This is a genomic window from Gloeothece verrucosa PCC 7822 (assembly GCF_000147335.1).
GTDB lineage: Bacteria > Cyanobacteriota > Cyanobacteriia > Cyanobacteriales > Microcystaceae > Gloeothece > Gloeothece verrucosa.
Genome location: NC_014501.1, coordinates 1,775,558 through 1,796,476, shown reverse-complemented (window position 1 = coordinate 1,796,476; position 20,919 = coordinate 1,775,558). Strand labels below are relative to the sequence as shown.

Genomic DNA, 20,919 nt, shown 5'->3' with positions numbered 1-20,919 from the left:
GTAACTTTTAAAGCTAAATTCTCAAAACGGTATAACAAACTATCAAAATGTTTCGTAATCTTAATTTTACTGCACTAGGGAATAAAAATAGCAAGAATCGAGGCCAATCTCAGAGCTACCTCTATTGTATTGATAATTTAAGGTATGATAGCTAAAATTTGGGACTCATCAACAGTGACTAAGCAATTGCGTCCTTGCAGTTTAGCTTGATAGAGGGCTTGATCAGCTTTTTTAATTAACTGTTTGGGTGTTTCTTGAGCATCAGGAATCAGACAAACCACCCCTAAACTCGCACTAACCCACTGACTCACGCTAGATTTTTGATGAGGGATGTGTAAATTTTCTATGTTAAAACGAATTTTTTCAGCTACCTTTTTTGCGCCCGCTAAATGGGTATTAGGTAGTATAACTGCAAATTCTTCTCCTCCATAACGAGCCGCAAAATCAGCAGGACGTTGTAAAGTATTCTGAATGGTTTGAGCCACTTGTTGTAAACAATGATCTCCGGCTTGATGACCGTAAGTATCATTATACAATTTAAAATAATCTATATCTATAAAAATTAAAGCTAACCACTGTTCTTCTCGGGCTAGTCGTTGCCATTCAAACTGAATACATTCATCAAAACGCCGGCGGTTATGAATTTGAGTCAAGCCATCAATAGAGACTAAACGTTGTAGTTTTTCGTTAGCCGCTTCTAACTGTTGTTGTAGCCGGACTTGATGCAGTAAACGCCTGACTCGTTGACGCAAAACCGGCCAGTGTATCGGTTTAGTCACATAATCTGTAGCACCGACGGCAAAGGCTTGATCCACTGATTGCTGATCGTCTAAACTGGTAATCATTAAAATTGGCGTATATTCTGCACCCGGTAATTGCATTAACTGTTGACAACATTCAAAGCCGTCCATTTCCGGCATAACAGCATCAAGCAGCACTAGATCGGGATGATATTGATGATAAGCTTTTAAGCCTTCCTTACCATTATTGGTTATAATGAGTCGATAATTTTCCCGTTGTAAATAAAGGCGCAACTGCATTTGGGTAAAGGGATCATCATCAACAATTAAAACCGAAACCGGTTCAGTCTGTATAGAACAATAATTATTCATAATTAGAGGAAGTTGAGATTAAAAATTGTTTGAGGTCTTGTGTAACTTTTATATACTCTTGTTCTAAAATTTTGACCATTTCTGGTGCTTTATTTAGGTTACCCGTTTTCCCGATCATTTCTAACGTTTTACACAGTTCAGAAAAATGGCTGGCTCCAAGAGAGGCACTACTAGATTTAAGAGAGTGAGCCGCACGAAATAGAGATGGTGCATCAGTATGCGCTATAGCACTGGTAATAGTCTTAACTAATTTTTCGCTTTCTATAAAATAACATTGGATCATCTCCTTCATCAATTCTAAATCGCCTGCACACAAGCTGTCTTGCAAATATTGCAGAGATTTCACCATTTCCTTGCTAGTCGTATCTACAGTGATGGGTTGAGAATTTTGTAACGCTTCAGCTAAAGCAAAAATATTGATGGGTTTACTGAGATAATCATCCATACCCGCAGCAAGACAGTGTTCTTGATCGCCTTGCATGGCATTGGCCGTCATCGCAATAATTCGAGGTCTGCTACCCTGATGATAAGTTTGAGTGATCCATCGGGTAGTTTCTAATCCATCCATTTCCGGCATTTGTATATCCATCAGCACCACATCATAAGACTGAAGTTTTAACGCTTGAATCACTTCTAAACCATTGGCAACCAGATCCGCCCGATAACTCATGCGTTGTAAAATTTGTTGGATGACTTTTTGATTGACTGCGTTATCTTCCCCTATCAGAATCCGCAGAGGATGTTGTTGCCCTAAATCTTTATATTTAGATAAGATCGACCCATTTTCCGGAACCGATGGGCGATCAAGCGTTATTTTAGTTTGTGTCTGTAGGGCCTGCACTAAGGCATTGTAGAGTTGGGTTTGGTGAATCGGTTTGCTTAGAGTGCTGCTAAAATCGACTTTTAACCGCTCTATGGGCAGCAATTGACCGGCAGAAGAAAGTAGAATTAAGGGTAAATTTTTTCCGCTTGGGTATTGACGCAAGATTTGGGCTAACATTACTCCGTCGAGGGATGGCATTTGCATATCCAAGATCGCTAGATCAAATGTTTCTCCTTGAGCGATGATTTCGATGGCTTTTTGTCCTGAGTCTACGGCGGTGGGAATCATTCCCCAAGACTGAGTTTGTAAAATTAAAATTTTGCGGTTTGTCTGGTTATCATCGACGATCAGCACTCGTTTGTTGGCTAGATGGGTAATGATATATTTTTCCCAGGCCAGGGTTGATGAATGAAAGGCTTCAGCCGTGATAGTAAACTTGAACGTGGAACCTTTACCCTGTTGACTGTCTACCGAGATCTCTCCTCCCATCAACTGAGTAAGTCGTTTACTAATCACTAATCCTAATCCTGTACCTCCATATTGACGGGTAGTGGAACTATCCACTTGACTAAAAGCTTTAAATAATTTATCTTTTCGTTCAGGCGCAATGCCAATTCCCGTATCGGTGACAGCAAATTCGATGGTATAGGTGGGGGCTGTTGAAGATTTTTCTTGAGGATAACTGCTAACATTGACCACCACTTCACCTTTTTCGGTAAATTTTATGCCATTGCCGATTAAGTTAACCAGAATCTGACGCAGACGAGTCACATCACCTAAAATCGTTTCAGGAGTGTTAGGGTCAAAAATGTAGGCTAATTCTAATCCTTTTTCAGCCGCTTTAGGGGCGAGTAAATCGAGTGAACTTTCGATAGACTCCCGTAGATTGAAAGGTTGTTCTTCTAACTCGAGTTTGCCGGATTCAATTTTTGAAAAATCGAGAATATCATTAATAATCATCAGTAGAGCATCTCCACTGTTACGAATTGTCTCGACACAATCTCGTTGTAATTCGCTTAAGGGGGTATCTAACAAAATGCCAGTCATCCCGATCACGCCATTCATAGGAGTACGGATCTCATGACTCATCATCGCAACAAATTCGCTTTTAGCCTTATTGGCGGCTTCGGCTTCTCGTTTGGCTCCTTCTAACGCGATATTTTTCAGCGCCAGTTCTGAGCGTTGTTTTCTCTCTTGTTCTAACAGTTGAGCTTGAGCTAGGGCAATGCCCACTTGAGCGGCGATCGCTTCTAATAATTCTCTTTCTTCAAAAGTCCAATGACGAAAGTGATCGCATTGGTATAATCCAATAATTCCGTTGGGTTTTCCTTGGTATGAGGTGCGAATGGCTAATATAGATTTGCTCCCCATTTGCTCACAGATGCCGGCGACACTTTTTAATTGGGGTTCAGCAAAGACGTTATCAGAAGCGATCGCTCGCTCGGTGGTTAAAAGGGTTTCTGCGTGAAGATTGCCGCTAACCGGTATATCTAGCCCCATCATCGAGTCATACTCGGGTTGAAAATATTCTGCTACGATGGGAATCCGAGGGGTAGGAGTGGGAATATAACTGTGAATCAGGCAACGATTGACACCAAAGGCTCGCCCCACTTGATCGGCTGTGGTTTGAAATATTTGTTGTGGCTCTAAACTTTCGCGAATTTTTTGGCTAATCTGCTTTAAGAGTAAGGTTTGTTTTAATTCTTTTTGTAGGGCTTGTTCGATGTATTTTCGATTAGTAATATCAAAGCGAATCGCTAAATATTGAAAGGGTTTGCCTTGAACATCTAAAAAAGGCACAATCGTGGTGTCTACCCAATAATAGGAGCCATTTTTGGTTTTATTTTTAATTTCTCCTTGCCAGATTTTTCCTTGGCTAATGGTTGACCATAAATGTTTAAAAAAGTCTGGGGGATGGTGATCAGATTTGACAATTCGGTGGGTATTACCGATTAGTTCTTCTCGGCTATATTGCGATAATTGACAAAATTTATCATTGACATATTTAATGACTCCTTTAGCATTAGTGATGGCCACAATAGCCGCTTCATCAAGGGCGGATTTTTGAAAGGTTAATTCTCTTAAGGTATTTTCTAGGTCTTTTTGGGTTTGTAAGCGTTCTGTTCGATCGCTGCCAATTCCTAAAAAACCGCTAATTTGTCCCTGATCATCATATAAGGCTGTGATGGATAATAACACGGAAAAAGATGAGCCATCTTTACGGATATAAGTCCATATATTTTCATCTTTTTGTCCCTGTCTCGCTTTAGCAACAAGCACTTCAAATCCCGGCTCAATTTTCATGCCTAATTCTTGAGACAGTTCTTTGGCTCGTGTTTGTATTTCTTGGGGATCATGAATAATTTCAGGGGTAAATTTCCCGACGACTTCCTCAGCTTTATAGCCTAACATTTGTTCCGCCGCACGATTAAAAGCTTGTATAATTCCCTCTGGATTAGCGGAAATAATACTATAATTGGCCCCATCAACAATTGCTTGCTGTAGTCGTGAGGCTTCTCGTAAACTTGCCTCTACTTGTTGCCGATGTAGAATTTCTTGTTCGAGTTGACGACTGCGGTGTCGCCCCGTTTCAGTTGAATGAAGGGCTACGGCTAACATTGAACCGATCAGCAAACCAGCTACTAATACGACTTTGGGTAAAGGGGAATTGAGCTTGGCTATAATTTCAGCACTAGGAATAACTTGAATGCGCCATTTTAATGAATAAAAGTTATTTAAATCAATTTCGGCTAACCATTTTTTTTTCTCGCTAAAATTGGTGGGCTTCTGGCTATAAATTAGTTCTTGATTTTCAAAAATTAGAATTTTATAACCTTGAGAAATTTGATGATTTAAGACGGTATTTAAAAAACTCTCTATTTCAAAAATACCGACAATAAATCCGTCAGATTTTTGAGAATTCCATAAGGGAACATACAATAAAAATTGTTGACCGCCTTCAATTAAATCCACAGAACGAGTCATAATGCTCTGATGATTTTTCTGGGCTATTTCTAAGGCTTTCCGTCGTTTTGTTTGAGAAGCAAGATTAAAATTAATGGCGGCTTCATTACCTTTAACTGGGATTACCCAACGCACATGATTGCTTGCATCTACCCATTCAATCGCTTTATATCCTGAATAGTCTTTTAGCAAATTATTAACATCTAGTTCCCATTCTCTTTTCGGTGTTCCTCCCCGAACTTCCCAACGGCTTGCTAATCGTTCTAATTCTAAAACTCGGCTTTTGACTTCAGCCATGATTTGTAATTTTATTAGAGTGGCTTCAGAGCTAGTTTGCTGTTTCAGTTGAATTTTTTCTTGATTAATTAAGGAAAAATAAATTAAAATAGTGATCAGGGAAATGAATGTTAAGGTCAATAAAAAAACTAAATTTTTTTTCTGATAAATTTTTGATAAATCAGCTTGAAGGTTTTTAAATATATTCATATAAGCTGCTCACGGGTCTAAATTACAGGTTTTTATGTAGGCAAAAAAGAAAAGAGGAAAAGGTTTTTTCTTAACTTGATGACCTAAAATTTAAAGGCGTTTTAGCTGATCGTCAGCACCGAACAGGTAAGGGTTTGATGTTACAAGTAGGGGCGGAGTTACCCCACCCCCAGTGCTTTCAGGCGTAAAATATACAGCTTAATTGTTGGTGTTTGACTAAGCAATTTTACTCAGCCAAACCGGATTGATAGTTACCTCAAATACACTCCATCTTCACCTATTTTACCCGGACCATTGAGAACGTAAATACCGGCAGAATTAGCCCGCACAAAGAAAGAAATTGAGCCATTTCCCACTTCAAGCGTATTACCTGTCACAGCATCTCGATAAGTTCCATTACGAATATTCCCAACCGTAATATTTTGATCGCCGCCAATGGCTAAACCGACAACCACATAACTTTCACCATTATTATAATCTCTGACAAAACTCATCCCACTGCCCCACTCATTGACCTCTCTCATGGGGGCTTTTTGTAAAGCCGGTATTTGACGACGAATGAGGTTTAAGCGTTGGATATGTTTGTAAAGAGGATGACTTTGAGTGGTGCGAATATTTTCATCGGTGAGATGGTCCCCAAAATAAGCGCGTCCGGTTTGATCCAAAGTATCATCATTGCCGATAATATCTTGGGGTGCGCCTTTCATAAATTCTATTTCTTCGCCGTAATACAGACAGGGAATGCCTCGCACGGTCCAAAGCATATTATAAGCCGCCGCCGCCATCCATTGATCCCCGCGAAAACGGAAGCGAAAATCATTATCTGGACCTACATCATGATTTTGTAAGAAGGTTACCAGTTGAGTTGCATCTCCATAAACCCAATCTCTGCCCAGATTAGTGCCTATCCCACTATAAGTCCCTCGACTGACATTATCTCGAAAGGTGGAAAATAGGGAAAAGTCTAGTACCGAAAATCCTGAGTCACCGCCAGAATTGGGATTTTTGGGGTCATCCCCTAGCCGCGTGTACCACCAAGGACGAATAAAAGACGGTCCATTATCATCGCCAAATAAATCACCCCAACCGGTACCTTTAACTAAGTTTTCGCCGAAGACGAATAAACCCGGTTTATAGGCTTTCCAAGCGTTAATATATTCCAATAGGTTGTTGCGTTCAATATGTTTTACCGTATCAATTCGTAGTGCATCTACACCCATGTCTAAATAGCGGCTGATGGAATTGATAATATAATCTTTCACATTGGGTCGTCTGGTGGCCAGATCAATACAATCTCCGGCCATGTGCTTGGTTTGAAGTGAGGCACTTTCCCAGTCCCCGCCGGCCATAAAGCCTTCTTGATGATACCATTCGGGGTCAAGGGTATTTGCATCTATGCCAAAGAAACGATTGGGATTATAACCCGGACTGGGCACTGTGGCACCGGTTTTTGGGTCGATCAGGGGTTCTAGTCCTTGGGGATCTGAATTGACTCTTTCTCGATACCATTCGGGGGCTAGAGGATTATCATTATCTTCTCGTCCGGGATAGGCATAGTTGCCTAAATTTCCTTGGTAGGGCCCGTAATTAATGCGCCCTTGTTCTGATCCTTGGGGAACGTAATACTTAATGGGTAAATGGTCGATCCAAACTTTTCCTCGAATGCCGTATTGAGAGGAATGGTTGATGACGACATCTTGAATAATTTTAATCCCTCGGGCATGGGCTTCATTGATTAAATCTTGATAAGTGGCATCCGGAGATTCTAAACGGGAATCGATGCGGGTCCAGTCGTAGCCATGATAGCCATGATAATCTAGTCCACTGCGGTTTTCTATGGGTGGGGTAATCCAAATGGCGCTAAACCCTAAGTCTTTGATGTAATCTAGTCTTTGGATCAGTCCGCGAAAATCTCCTCGCCAATGAGGGTCAATGGCTTTGCCGGTGGTAGGATCAAATTTAATCCGATCCCGACAGAAAAAGTTATTACTGGGATCTCCATCATAAAAGCGAGTGGTAATTAAAAAGTATATGGTTTCTTCTCGGAAATCTCGGGTTTCCAGTACAGGACCGATATTATAAGAATATGTCTCCCTTGTCTCATTTCCGGCTTCATCCACGACATAAAAGCGAAGGGTAGTTGCTTGAGAGATCGAGATAGAAGGCCCTTCTAACCCATTTAAAGCCTCTCCTTGTAAATAAATTGCCGATTCTCGAGTGGGTTCTGAGCCATCGGTGGTATAGTAAGCCGTAACCGGGGCCTGCCGATTATCCCGAAGGGTAAAAGAGACGGAAATGGGGTCAATATAGGTGTTAGCCGGTTGACTCGGGGTAATGCTTGGACGTTCTAAGTCTGCGTTGGGATCGATGGTATAAATAAAGCTAGAAATTGCCCCAGATTCTCCTTCTGCATTGATGCCAAAGGCTTGTAGGGTGGTGGTACTATTAATTTCTATTGAATTTGTATAACGCAGAGAGTTAACCGTCGGGATGCTGCCATCGGTTGTATAGTAAATGATGTCCTCAGAGTTGCTGCTTTCTAGGGTCACGGTTTGCGGTGTAAGATAAATTTGTCCACTCGGTCTAGTGGTAATAACCGGAACTAGAGGACGTTCGGGGTTTTGATTATACCAACGGTTATCCAGAAAAAACCAGCCTTCGCTGTCTCGTCTGAGGTTGCCGCTTTGTTTTCCCTCTCCATCGTTAAAGATAATATTAGCGGCTTCTATTCCCTCAAACCGATAGACAAACCAGTCGTTATCTTCCTCCGTCATGGGAACTCCTGGCCAGTTTGTAGCGTTGCTGTTTGGTGATGTGTCCCAGTAGTAAATATTAATTATTTCTTCCCATCCATTTGGCCGCTTGAAGTGTACAATTAAATCTACCATACTTATGTTTCCTTACTTTGAAGCTATGTAGCCCTTTTATTGTTGAGCTTGGCTTTTATTATTGTGAATGACTACAGCGGTTTAGGGTTTTAAGAAAAAGTTAAAATAACTATATTCAAAAACATAAAACTGTCGAGGTTGCGAGTTTGGGAAAAACCAAGCTCTACTCAACAGTTTACCTGCTTAAAAAAAAAATTAGCTTCGTTGACTATTTCTAAGCATTTCGCAGCGTGTAAGCTTCTCCAGTCCTTTCTGAAGCGACTTATCTAGGCTGGCGAGCCGGAAAACCAAACAGGTAGAGCGACGTTGACAATCTTGACACAGCATATAGAGTCTATGGAATTTTCAAAAATTACTATTTTCTATTAAAACATTTACAGAAACTAACCTTCTGTCACCAAGGCCACAGTCTAAAAAAAAAATACAGTAATATGATCCCCACCCTTTAGCTGGCAATTCTGAAGACGATTTTTGAGCTTTGACTCCAAAGACAATGAGTTGCCCGAGTTTTAGCTACCTAGTCTTTTTAGGCTTATGTTGGGTTTTGGCTGCTGTGTTGTTCCTCAAGGGAACAGTCAGATAGTTCCATTGCTTAGATTAAGTCAATTAGATTAACCCTAATGAAACTTTTATATTTATTTAATCTTCTTTGAATTCGAATTACAGTCAAATTTAATACATAACGATCAGGAGTGAACCGAAATTATGTTATTGTTTCCCCTCTCTATTCTCAATCGAAGCAAACCCTACTGGCCTGTCTTAGTGCTGACTTTAAGCTTATCAGCTATTGAATTACCTGTTAAAGCCCAGTCTCAAGAGTTGATGTCGGTGCCTGAAATTGCTCAGGCTACTGATGCGGCTAGAAACGAAGCATTGAAAAAGAAAGCCGCCAACGCAGTAAACCTATTAGCAAGCGGAAAATACGAGGAACTTAGAAAAATCATGGCTCCTCCCCTAGCCCAAAGCTTAACTGCTCAAAAAATCAAAGATATATGGGATAAAAGCGAGCAAGCTACCGGAAAAATCACCAAACAACTGAACGCTGAGGTGGTCAACACTGTCAACGCTGATCTAGTGGTAGTTAACACGCAGTTTGCCAAAACAACTGACAATATTGTGGTAACCTTTAACAAAAATCAGCAAATAGTCGGGATAGACTTCCCCAAAATAGATAGCATTGAGCAAATTTCTCAAATCTTTGTGGAATCTATGGCCGCTAACAACTATACCAAAGCCAGAGGCTATTTACATCCCTTCCTCAAAACCGAACTCTTTCCCCAACAAGTGCAAAAGAGATGGGAAGACCTCATCAGAAGAAATGGCGCGTTTAAAAAGATTGTCAAGACGGAAATTCGCCCCGGTTCAAACGTGGATCGGACAGATTTGGTGATCGTGACTGCCGAATTTGATAAAGGAAGCGAACCCCTATTTATAATTTTTGATGAAGAAAGACGAATAGTGGGAGTAGATGCACCTAGGATTAATTAAGGAAAAGGATTACCTACAACAGTAGCGTTTAAAATTCGGAGACTGCTATTCATGTTAAACAAACCAGAAGTTCCTATCGAAGCCATTGAAGCCCGAGAAATTCTTGACTCTCGTGGCCGGCCAACCATTGAAGCAGAAGTCCGTCTGGAAACTGGGGCAGTAGGATTAGCCCAAGTACCTAGTGGTGCGTCTACTGGAACCTTTGAAGCTCATGAATTGCGCGATGGCGACAATCATCGTTATGGTGGCAAGGGTGTTTTAATTGCCGTTCGCAACGTCGAGGAAAAAATTGCGCCTGCACTCCTAGATATGGATGCTTTTGATCAAACATCCGTTGACCTGAAAATGATTGAGCGGGATGGAACCCCGAACAAGAAAGAATTAGGAGCTAATGCTATTCTGGCAGTTTCTCTAGCAACTGCTAAAGCCGCCGCAGCCGAATTAGATATTCCTTTGTATCGGTATTTAGGGGGGCCTTTATCCAACGTTCTGCCGGTGCCGATGATGAACGTCCTCAACGGTGGGGCCCATGCTGATAATAACGTGGACTTTCAAGAGTTTATGATCATGCCTGTAGGGGCTGACTCTTTCCGAGAAGCTTTACGTTGGGGAGCCGAAGTATTTGCTAGTCTCAGTTCAGTTTTGAAGCAGAGAAAGCTCCTCTCTGGGGTTGGGGATGAGGGGGGTTATGCTCCTAACTTAAGCTCTAACCAAGAAGCCTTAGATTTATTGATAGAAGCGATCGAAAAGTCCGGCTATAAACCCGGTGAACAAATTGCTTTAGCAATGGATGTGGCTTCTAGCGAGTTTTATAAAGAGGGTCAGTACATTTATGATGGATCTGCCCACTCTCCTCAAGAATTCATTGACTATCTCGATAAGTTGGTTAGTGCCTATCCGATCATCTCTATTGAAGATGGACTGGCTGAGGAAGACTGGGACAATTGGAAAATTCTTACCGATCAGTTGGGTTCTCGGGTGCAATTAGTGGGAGATGATTTATTAGTGACTAACCCTACCCGTCTACAAAAAGCCATCGATCTCGGGGTAGCTAATTCAATTCTCATTAAACTCAATCAAATAGGGACTTTAACTGAGACTTTAGAAACCATTGATTTAGCGACTCGTAATAAGTATCGTTCGGTGATTAGTCACCGTTCTGGCGAAACCGAAGATACGACGATTGCTGACTTGGCGGTGGCTACCCGAGCCGGACAAATTAAAACGGGTTCTCTGTGTCGTAGTGAACGGGTGGCTAAATATAACCGACTACTCCGCATCGAAGATGAGTTAGGGGACCGCGCTGTCTATGCGGCTAAAATTGGACTCGGACCGAAAGTGTAGATAAAAGATAGATAATTCGGTTTGATTGTTTCACTGGGGTGCGGAACGCTTTCCGCACCCCCTCTTTTACCTTGAGGGGGCTATTTTTACTAAGCCAAAACATATTTTTCTTGTGGCTAGAGCCGCTCAAGTTTGGATTCCAAGTTAATCATCAGGTAGGAATCGCTTTTTTTTAGGAATAATTTCGCCAAAAATTATATTTTTATACGGAATCTTCTAGCGATCATATGTAGTGATCTAAATAGGTACCTACCCATAAATTTTTTATTTAAGTATTATGAAACTCTCTCACTCCTTAACTGTTATTTTATCCTCTGTAGCTCTATTGACAGGATTAACCCTAATTCACTCTCCTGAGAGTAGAGCAAATGAAGCCCCAACTGAAAAATTAATCGCTCAATCTACTTTAGACCCTCATGCGGCTGATGTGGCAGATGCCATGTTTTGGTATTTTCATCCTGAACTAGAAGGTAAAAGAATCCAACCCGATCAAACCGATTATATTCGGGAATGGATGGCTCTTTACAAGGTTGCTGACCGTTTTAACTTACCTTGTTGGCAGTGTGGCGGGCCTTTTATAGAGGATTTACCGGTTAATTGGGCTGATCAAATTGCTGATGCCGTTTTTTATGCGCGGCATCCTGAACTTCATGAACGGAAAATTCGCCCACAAGAGAGAGAATTAGCCAACGAATGGGCACAAATTCGGTGTTCTATCAATACCTCTTATACAACGCTTAAATGTGAGCAGTTTGGGTTTTAAGGATTAAACTAAAACCTCGCTTTGATAGCGAATTCCCGCTTGTTTTAAGCGTCTGAGGGCTTCTCCTAAGCGATCCAACTCAGCAATTAAACTGACTCTGACAAACCCTTCTCCGGCTTCTCCAAAGGCATTCCCCGGCGTGACGACAACCCCGGTGGTTTGCAACACATTGAGGGCGAAGTCGGTGGAAGTCATCCCCACAGTGACCGGAACCCACAAATACATCGTCGCTTTAGTGGGGGGGATTTTCCAGCCTAATTCGGCTAAGCCCGAAATGAGAAAATCTCGTCGTTGCTGATAGCGTTGCTGGACGCGAGTAATATATTCTTGGGGTAATCCTAGGGCAGTTTCGGCGGCTTTTTGGACGACCGAAAAAATCCCATAATCAAGATTGGTTTTCAGGGTGCGTAAACCTTGAATAATATCTGAATTACCGACCACAAAGCCCACTCGCCAGCCGGCCATATTATAGGTTTTCGACATGGTATGAAATTCTACGCCGATTTCTTTTGCCCCGGGAATTTCTAATAAACTGGTAGGTTCATAGCCATCAAAAGCAATTTCGGCATAAGCTAGGTCATGCACTAGCATAATTTCATAATGACGAGCAAAGTCCACAATTTCTTCAAAAAACTCTCTTGGGGCTGTGGCGGCGGTGGGATTATTCGGATAATTGAAGTAGAAAATTTTGGCTTTTTGGGCTACTTGTTCGGGGATAGAAGATAAATCAATTAACCAGTCTTGTTCGGCGCTTAGGGGGATAGGATAAAGGTTCGCTCCGGCGATCATGGGCCCGCGAAAATGGGCGGGATAGGAGGGAGAAGGCACTAAGATTAAATCTCCCGGATTAACGTATGCTAAAGCTAAATGAGCGAGTCCTTCTTTAGACCCCAACAAGGGTAAGGCTTCACTATCCGGATCGAGGTCAACTCCATAATGACGTTGATACCAACAAGTAATAGCTTTGCGAAAACTTGCTGTTCCTTCAAAGGGGGGATAACCATGATTAGGAGGATAAGCTAGGGCTGTGACGGCAGCATCAATTACGGGTTGAGGGGCAGATCCATCTGGGTTTCCCATTCCTAAATCAATTAAATCTAAACCTTGTTCCCTCGCACGAGCTTTGAGTTCATCCAAGCGGGCAAAAACGTAGGGAGGTAAGGCTCTTAGGCGGTCAGCACGGCTTTTAATCCAATCTACAGTCATTTTAGCGGGCGATTAAAATTCACGTAATCAATTATTTTCTCATGGAAGTGGCGGCTCTTTACTACTGTTTTAGCCTGAGTTGTTAGCTAAGAGCCATTTTTGATAGAAAAATTTCAGGGTTGATAGTCCCCGTCAGTATTGGGTAAGGTGCGTTACGCTGCGCTAACACACCCTACTGGACTACTTGTGTGAAGCGATGGCCTCTGTTGGCAAGCCATATTTAAGGATATGTAAGCCTTCAGGAGTACCGACATCAAAAATTAAGCATTCTTTTTCTCCGCGTTGTTTTCTGTCTCGGAGAATTTGGCTGATCCACTGACGAGAAAAGGGAACACCAAAATAACAAATTCCTGGCTCACGGTTGAGAACATCTAAGGCTAAAGCTTGGTTAGGGGTTGCCATCCAAGCATGAGTCATGATCATCACAGAGGTCTTAGGGTCTTTAAAAAGAGTATAACCCTCGACATAGACGAGATCGGGGTTTTTGGCCTGTTTGAGCAAATCTCTTTGAGCGAACATAAAAACGCCATGTTCTAGGAGTACCTCTTCAAAGCAATGATATTTCCATCCCTCTTTGAGTAGGTTAGGGGTATTTTTATATTCGTTGACGATTTTTTTGAGGTGGGGTTTGATGATGTGACGATGGGCTAGAAACAAGATGTAGCGTTTAATGGTCTGCCAAATGTCCTTTAACCAACCTTTAAAGTTTTTCAGTAACCAGAGGAAATCTTTGCTATCCCCAATGACATCATAGACACAAACGGCGGTAAATACACCGAGTATGATGGTGATGACCGTCACGATGAACTGAGGCAGTGACCAGTGGAGTAAAATTGTCAGTCCATAGACCGCTTGATAAGTGAAGGGAAGGATCAGCAGTAAAACACTACTGTAAAGCAGAGGAATAATGACGGGGTTAAAGGCTTTGCGATTCATGAGCGAGTGAGGGTGTTGAGGAAGGCTACAAAAAGTAAACAGTTCTTTATATTTATTAATTATCCTACACAACTGGTAACTTATCTATAGCAAATATCCTGATTTAGCGATAAAGCTAAAGTAAAATGTCAGTAAACCTCAGCCTTATACTGCCTATGTCTCTTAGAATTAAAGATTTAGAAAGGTTGCAAAGGGAAAACCCTGACTATCGGATGGAGTTGGTGGGAGGAGAAATTATTGTTATGAGTCCATCGGGATTAGAATCTGAAGAAGTCGCTACTGAAATTGCTCGAGTTTTGGCGAACTGGGTCAGACCTCGAAAGTTAGGACGAGTTTTAGGTTCTAGTGCGGGATATATCTTACCGAATAAAGATGAGGATGTACGCGCCCCTGATGTGTCTTTTATTCGCGCAGAAAAACTTAAGCGAACAACGCCAGATTATGCAAGAATCATTCCGGATTTAATTTTTGAGGTGAAATCTCAATCAGATTCGTTAAATAAATTACGAGAGAAAATACAGACTTTTTTAGCGTTGGGGACACAGGTAGGCCTGTTGGTTGACCCGAGAACTCAAACAATGGAAGTTTGCCGCTTAGGACAAGAAACAATTGTCTTAGGTGATGGAGATATTTTGACGGTAATGGATGTGTTGCCGGGTTTTGAGTTAGCGGTTTCTGAAGTTTGGGCCCCGGAGTTTGAGTAATAAAATTTTAGGAAATTTATGATAAATTAAGTAAGTTTGAGCTTGAATAATAATGTAGGGTGGTCAGATTAAAAAAGTTATCTTCCTTACTGGAGTGCGTGACTAAATTTTATTTTTAAGGCTACTGCCCTTGTCGAGTAAGCATTTTAGGCTTTGAAATACTAGCGGTATAAATTCCCAAAATCTTACCTGATAAAGGTTAGAGAAATTAAGCAGCTAAATTAGTCGCGCACTCCAGTTCCTTACCACAATTTTTAAGGATCTGCCCACCCTACAGAATACTTCAACCTATAGGGAAATTACTAAAATCTCTCTGTATCGAATTAAATAAAATGATCAAATCCCCATACTTTTTTAGCTAATTTAAGCAGGATTTCTTGCCTTTTGTTAATAGATATGGAAGTCCAATCATTAAAAACCTGGAGTTCAAGATCTGAAATAATACGATTTAATTGTGTATTGACTCCTACATTAGGTTTTTCGACTATAGACCGAGTTATTAATAATTGAGATTCTCGATATCCAGTTTTTTTATCTTCATAAACTTTGTCAGCGATAGAACTATTAATTGTTTTTTCTAAAAGAGTTAAATTTCCAATTTTCTTTACATAAGAATTATAGTCATCTGATTGATCAAAATTTTTTCTAACTTCAGTTGTTGGTGACTTGGGTAATATATGTTCAATATGTATCGATTTATCTAAATACCAACTCAAATCTTTACAATTATCATAAGCTTTTTCTTCAACGTATTGGGCTATTTTGGCCAAAATATAACGTAAACGAAACTTAGCAATATTAGAATCAGTTAGTTTAATAAATGCTAATTCAAAGTCATCAGATAATGATTGTAGTTGAAGATGAAATGTTTTTTGTATAAACTCCTCAAGTTCATTTTTTGTTTTAACATTTCTTAATTCTTTACTCCATTGTGAGAAAATACGAATTATATTTACGTCTTTGCGAGTAGTATTACGGGTTATTGTATACACAAATAATAAATTTTCAATGTGATAACAAAGATGAGTAAATAAATCTTTTTCTAAAAATCTGCCAGCAAGAAGCAAAATAAAATGCTGTTTTATTTTACCTTGAAGTTTTTGTATATTCTTTAAGTAGATGTTATCAGAACCATCAATATTTTTACCTTGAATAAAATTACAATAATGTACACTGGCACTGATTAAATTTTCAACAAACTGTAATGGTTCCTTCTTAATGTAATATTTCTCTCCGTTTTCAGTTATCCAATCATAAATTTCTTCTTCTGGAAAAGAATTATGCAAATCAACCTCGTAGTGAGACATAATATAGTATCTCAAAAATCGCATAGGAGATTCTTGGTTTTGTTGATAAATGTTATTAATTAATTGATCCCATTTTTGAGTTAGTTTTTGCCAATTTAATTTTGATTCATAATTATTTGATGTATTGATAAACAAGTAATTTTTCAGAAGATCTATAGGTGTTAAGCCAACTCCGCGCTCATTAATAGTTTCAAAAACTCTAAGAGCATTTTTTAAATTAGGTGTTTCAATTCTAATGAGTTTTACTCTATTAGTAAAGAGAGAAGAAAATTGTTTTAATTCTTTAGTATTTTCATCAAACTTATTTTCTAAAAAATCTTGAATTGCTTCCCATGCTTCAAAAAGATTATTGGCTGAACTCGAAGCTTTTTTGAGAAAATTATCTAATTTTTGACCGTTAGCTATCGCTTCTAAAACTTTGGCTCCAGAACTATCATATTGTAGTGATAGACGATGTTGATGAATATCTTCACCAGTTCTCAAATCTTGAGCAACTCCAGTAATTAAATATTCTAATGACTGAGATTTTTCTCCTAATTTTAATAAAAAATCTCTAATAGCACAAAAAATTAAATAAATAGTTGTTAGTCTTTGTTGACCATCAATTAATTGAAATTTTCTATTAGAAGAGTTTTGCTCACGGAATACAACTATAGAGCCTAAAAAATATTCGGCATTTTCTGTAGGCTGTTCATGATCATATAATTCATAAAAAATATCATCAATTAATTTTATAACATTAGATCTTTGCCATACATACTCTCGCTGAAAATCGGGCACAGAATAAAATTCTCTAAACACATCAGCGATACTTAAGTTACTAGATTCAATTTTGGGTACAGTTGACATATTTGACTTTAAAATAAATACCTATGAGTCTTGATTGTATTATAACACTTGACTTATATTCCATAGAAGATCAACAAAATTCGAAGCATCATTAAAACTTTAATTTTAAGATTTGAGAGGCCATACCCGCCATCAAAATAGCTTTCACTATATCAAAAAGTATATGTAGGCTGGGCAGAGGAGACAACTTATATCCTTGAGGAAAAAATAGAAAATTCTGCTCACCCTACGAGCATTTAATTTTTAACTGATGGTGGGTAGAATAGAAAAACTATCTTTTTTACCACCATTTTAAGCACCTGCCCACCAGACAAAATAAAAAGGTGGGCAAATGCCCACCCACTGAAAACTCAGTTAACGAGTATTAAACCCTATTGCTGACCGGCTTCAACTTCAGCGACCATTAGGATAGTCTTGAGAACAGAATCAGGATTCAAACTCATCGAGTCTATACCGAGTTCAACGAGGAACTTAGCAAACTCAGGATAATCACTCGGCGCTTGTCCGCAAATCCCGATTTTCCGTCCGTTGGCCTTTGCTGTTTCGATCGCCAATTTAACCATCCGCTTGACACCTTCATTGCGTTCGTCGAACAGGTGAGCAACTAACGCAGAGTCACGGTCTAACCCCAAGGTTAACTGAGTTAGGTCATTTGACCCAATAGAAAAACCATCAAACACTTGAGAGAACTCATCAGCCAGGATAACATTACTCGGCAGTTCGCACATGACATACACTTGCAAACCATTAACACCGCGTTCTAAGCCATGTTTAGCCATTTCTTCCAATACCCGCCGTCCTTCATCCGGAGTGCGGCAGAAAGGAATCATTGGTATAACATTGGTTAAACCCATTTCATCGCGTACCATCTTGAGGGCCTTACATTCTAAGGCATAAGCTTCACGGTAATTCGGGTCATAGTAACGAGATGCACCACGCCAACCAATCATCGGGTTTTCTTCTTTGGGTTCAAATTTACTACCGCCCAAGAGGTTAGCATATTCGTTAGATTTGAAATCAGACATCCGCACGATGACCGGTTTGGGATAGAACGCCGCCGCGATCATAGCAACACCGTGAGCCAATTTATCTACGAAGAATTGAGGTTTATCTTCATAGAGTTTGGTCAGTTGGGCTATTTGTGCTTTAACGCTTTCATCTTCCAACTCGTCAAATTTAATTAAAGCTAAGGGGTGCGCTTTGATGTGGTTGGCGATGATAAATTCTAAACGGGCTAACCCAACGCCTTCAGCCGGAATATTCGATAAGGAAAATGCTTGCTCTGGGTTGCCGATATTCATCAAGATATTAGTACGGGTAGTTGGCAAGTCATCTAACTTGGTTTCCCGTATTTCGTAAGGCAGCAAGCCAGAAAAGACGTGCCCTTCATCCCCTTCAGAACAGCAGACGGTTACCTCTTGACCCGTTTTGATGGCTTCGGTGGCATCCCCACAACCGACAATGGCCGGAATACCCATTTCTCGGGCAATGATAGCGGCATGACAAGTGCGTCCTCCTTGGTTAGTGACGATGGCACTCGCTTGCTTCATGATCGGTTCCCAGTCTGGATCAGTCCGGTTGGTAACCAGAACTTCCCCGGGTTTAAAATCATTGATCTTAGAAACGTTAAGAATAACGTGAGCTTTACCTTGACCGATGGCTGCTCCCACACTCCGCCCTGTTGTTAATATCTTGCTGTGTTCTTTGAGTTCATAAGATTTAAGAACGTTGTCGGCTTTTTGAGATTGTACGGTTTCGGGTCGGGCTTGTACAATAAATAAGTCTCCGGTTAAACCGTCTTTTGCCCATTCAATGTCCATCGGGGTGTAAGTCCCACGTACATTTGAATAGTGTTCTTCTATTTGAATGGCCCATTTACCGAGGGTTAGTATTTCATCATCGGTAATGCAATATTTTTGCCGCTCGGGTTCGGGTACTTCAACGTTTTTGGTGAGTTTAGAACCGCCGATGTCATAGACCATTTTGATCGCTTTACTGCCGAGCCGCTTTTCTAGGATCGGTCTCTTGCCATCTTTAAGAGTGGGTTTAAAGACGAAATATTCATCAGGGTTGACTGCACCTTGTACCACGTTTTCTCCTAACCCGTATGCCGCCGTAATTAATGCCGCATTTTTAAAACCGGTTTCGGTGTCGATGGAGAACATGACACCAGACGAGGCCAAGTCAGAACGCACCATTTTTTGAACCCCTACGGAGAGTGCTACCGCGAAGTGATCAAAACCATTGTGTTGCCGATAGGAGATGGCGCGATCAGTAAATAGGGAAGCGAAACATTTATGACAAGAGTCTAAAACCGCTTTTACCCCTTGAACGTTGAGATAGGTTTCTTGTTGTCCTGCAAAACTGGCTTCGGGTAAATCTTCGGCTGTGGCACTGGAACGAACAGCTACGTCAACGTTTTGGCTTTGAATTTCACATTCTTGTCTGTCTTCTGCTTCCAATTGATCACAAACACTGGCATCATAGCCATAGCGTTCACATAAACGCCGATAAGCAAGGGTAATGGCGTTGTTGAGGTCTTCTGGGAATGGGGTATTGAGAATTAATGATCTTGCTCGTTTTCCTCTTTCTTGTAAGTTCCTGACATTATTTACATCTAGGTCCTTAAATAATTCTCGTAATTTCGCTTCGAGTCCGGCTGATTCTATAAAATGACGATAAGCATAAGCTGTGGTCGCAAAACCTGTTGGTACATTAATTCCTTTGGGCATTAGTTGTTGAATCATTTCTCCTAAAGAAGAGTTTTTCCCACCAACTAAGCCGACATCTTTAGTTCCTACTTCTTCAAACCATAAAATTAATGCTTGTTCTCTAGAGGTGTTAGCTGAGTCTTGTCTAACTGTTGTAACCATAAGTATTTACCCCTAAGTTTCTAGTATTTAGTTTAGCGAGATTGATTGTAACAAGTAAGTCTTTTTATGAATTATTTACAAGTAGCAACTTTTCTTCAAATATCCTTCTTTTTTCGGTAAAAACTTCAATTAAATCTTTAAGAAACTCTTAAATACGTCCCTGAGATGATACAATATCTAATGGGTTTTTAAAACATTTTCTGTTGTCACTCTCTAAACTATTCGCTATTTTAAGTTTAATTAAATTTCCTTGACAAACTCCATCAAACAGTTTTTTTTTCTAGACAACAATTCTAAAGAAAAAGTTTAAAAAATGTTGGTTGTTAACTAATGTTAAACCAAAACCCCTTTAAGGGCTAAGGTGAATTAAGGATTTTAAGCATTAATTGAAAGGTTTGACCACTTAGTTGTTAAGACTGGCCTGCGATTTTAAGCGGCGAAAACGATCTGAGTAGCTTTTCATGATCTGAAGCGAAAACATCGGTGTTTGATGAACAGCATAGAGAAAACGCTGACGGTCTAAAAATCCTAATTGGGTGTCTGTCACGGCGATCGCTGTAGAAGTCCTCTGAAAATCTGAGTGAATTAAGGCTCCTGTGCCAAATACATCGCCACTATAAAGGGTTTCTATCACTTTTCCATTTACCCACATTTGCACCTCTCCTTCAATAATCCCATACATCACATCCCCTAGGTCTCCTTCTCTAAAGATGATCTGGCCTGCATAAAAGGTCATAGGGGAAGGGGCTTTTTGAAAGAGTTCTATTGTTCTAACCGGTTCTAACATTTTTCGATCAGCCATTAATACTCTATTAAAGTTATATTTCATTTAAGTATATATTAATTTTAGGTTAAAATCAATTCGCTACTCTTTTAAATAACGGTGATGGTTGAGTTTAATTTGTCGGGTTGCCTTTTGGGTTTAACTTTACTATTAAGAATCTGTGATTTGTTACTCGTGAGACTTCCTAGGGGTACTCGAGTGCGAGTTCATTATCCTAAGTACGCAGCCGGTTTCATGGGCATTATTCAAGGCCGCGAAAAAGGAGCGAGTCGCTGGTTAGTTAAGTTACAAAACGATTCTTTCCAAGACAACCCTGAACCTATGATTTTATCTTTAGACTTATCGGACTTTCAAATCGTTGAATTACCAGATTTTAAACCAAATTAGTGTTT

At 40.2% G+C, this 20,919-nt stretch carries 13 protein-coding genes; 5 read left to right on the top strand and 8 right to left on the bottom strand.

The features are described from left to right. Nucleotides 1-137: 137 nt before the first annotated feature. The 3 genes from CYAN7822_RS07980 to CYAN7822_RS07970 form a co-directional block, all read right to left on the bottom strand. Entirely contained in the window at nt 138-1,112 is a 975-nt protein-coding gene (locus tag CYAN7822_RS07980; protein ID WP_013321736.1) for a GGDEF domain-containing response regulator, read from the bottom strand. Then, complete coding sequence (locus CYAN7822_RS07975; protein ID WP_013321735.1) at nt 1,105-5,385, bottom strand: response regulator; 4,281 nt, start codon at nt 5,383-5,385, stop codon at nt 1,105-1,107. Before CYAN7822_RS07975 ends, CYAN7822_RS07980 begins: the two co-directional genes overlap by 8 nt. Before the next feature lie 251 nt (nt 5,386-5,636). After that, nucleotides 5,637-8,273: a chitobiase/beta-hexosaminidase C-terminal domain-containing protein gene (locus CYAN7822_RS07970; RefSeq protein ID WP_013321734.1), complete on the bottom strand. Its 2,637-nt coding sequence runs from the start codon at nt 8,271-8,273 to the stop codon at nt 5,637-5,639. A gap of 705 nt (nt 8,274-8,978) precedes the next feature. On the opposite strand from CYAN7822_RS07970, the gene CYAN7822_RS07965 reads away from it, so the two are divergent. The 3 genes from CYAN7822_RS07965 to CYAN7822_RS07955 all read left to right on the top strand — a co-directional run bounded on the left by CYAN7822_RS07965 (nt 8,979) and on the right by CYAN7822_RS07955 (nt 11,868). Further along, on the top strand, nt 8,979-9,761 hold the full coding sequence (locus CYAN7822_RS07965) for a DUF3887 domain-containing protein (protein ID WP_013321732.1): 783 nt from the start codon (nt 8,979-8,981) through the stop codon (nt 9,759-9,761). 51 nt (nt 9,762-9,812) lie between these two features. Then, complete coding sequence (gene eno / locus CYAN7822_RS07960) at nt 9,813-11,105, top strand: phosphopyruvate hydratase (RefSeq protein ID WP_013321731.1); 1,293 nt, start codon at nt 9,813-9,815, stop codon at nt 11,103-11,105. Between the two features lie 277 nt (nt 11,106-11,382). Next, nucleotides 11,383-11,868, top strand: a complete 486-nt coding sequence (locus CYAN7822_RS07955; RefSeq protein ID WP_013321730.1) for a hypothetical protein — start codon at nt 11,383-11,385, stop codon at nt 11,866-11,868. Nucleotides 11,869-11,871: 3 nt separating this feature from the next. Here the strand turns inward: CYAN7822_RS07955 and CYAN7822_RS07950 are convergent, their stop codons facing one another. Together CYAN7822_RS07950 and CYAN7822_RS07945 are read right to left on the bottom strand one after the other, a co-directional pair. Further along, the gene (locus tag CYAN7822_RS07950; RefSeq protein WP_013321729.1) at nt 11,872-13,074 is read right to left on the bottom strand and encodes an aspartate aminotransferase; all 1,203 of its coding nucleotides are present in this window, start codon (nt 13,072-13,074) and stop codon (nt 11,872-11,874) included. 180 nt (nt 13,075-13,254) lie between these two features. Beyond that, nucleotides 13,255-14,010 carry a hypothetical protein gene (locus CYAN7822_RS07945; RefSeq protein WP_013321728.1) on the bottom strand — a complete coding sequence of 252 codons (756 nt, stop codon included), beginning with the start codon at nt 14,008-14,010 and terminating at the stop codon, nt 13,255-13,257. 155 nt (nt 14,011-14,165) lie between these two features. Here CYAN7822_RS07945 and CYAN7822_RS07940 point away from each other — a divergent pair, with 155 nt between their 5' ends. Next, nucleotides 14,166-14,714: a Uma2 family endonuclease gene (locus tag CYAN7822_RS07940; protein WP_013321727.1), complete on the top strand. Its 549-nt coding sequence runs from the start codon at nt 14,166-14,168 to the stop codon at nt 14,712-14,714. A gap of 323 nt (nt 14,715-15,037) precedes the next feature. Here CYAN7822_RS07940 and CYAN7822_RS07935 read toward each other — a convergent pair whose 3' ends face one another. The 3 genes from CYAN7822_RS07935 to CYAN7822_RS07925 all read right to left on the bottom strand — a co-directional run bounded on the left by CYAN7822_RS07935 (nt 15,038) and on the right by CYAN7822_RS07925 (nt 20,530). Beyond that, nucleotides 15,038-16,870, bottom strand: a complete 1,833-nt coding sequence (locus CYAN7822_RS07935; protein WP_013321726.1) for a DUF262 domain-containing protein — start codon at nt 16,868-16,870, stop codon at nt 15,038-15,040. A gap of 371 nt (nt 16,871-17,241) precedes the next feature. Next, nucleotides 17,242-19,743 carry a phosphoenolpyruvate synthase gene (ppsA, locus tag CYAN7822_RS07930; protein ID WP_013321725.1) on the bottom strand — a complete coding sequence of 834 codons (2,502 nt, stop codon included), beginning with the start codon at nt 19,741-19,743 and terminating at the stop codon, nt 17,242-17,244. Between the two features lie 403 nt (nt 19,744-20,146). Further along, entirely contained in the window at nt 20,147-20,530 is a 384-nt protein-coding gene (locus CYAN7822_RS07925) for a Crp/Fnr family transcriptional regulator (protein WP_041933590.1), read from the bottom strand. Nucleotides 20,531-20,629: 99 nt separating this feature from the next. Between CYAN7822_RS07925 and CYAN7822_RS07920 the strand changes: the two genes are divergently transcribed. Beyond that, nucleotides 20,630-20,914, top strand: a complete 285-nt coding sequence (locus CYAN7822_RS07920; protein ID WP_013321723.1) for a hypothetical protein — start codon at nt 20,630-20,632, stop codon at nt 20,912-20,914. The last annotated feature ends 5 nt before the right edge of the window (nt 20,915-20,919 follow it).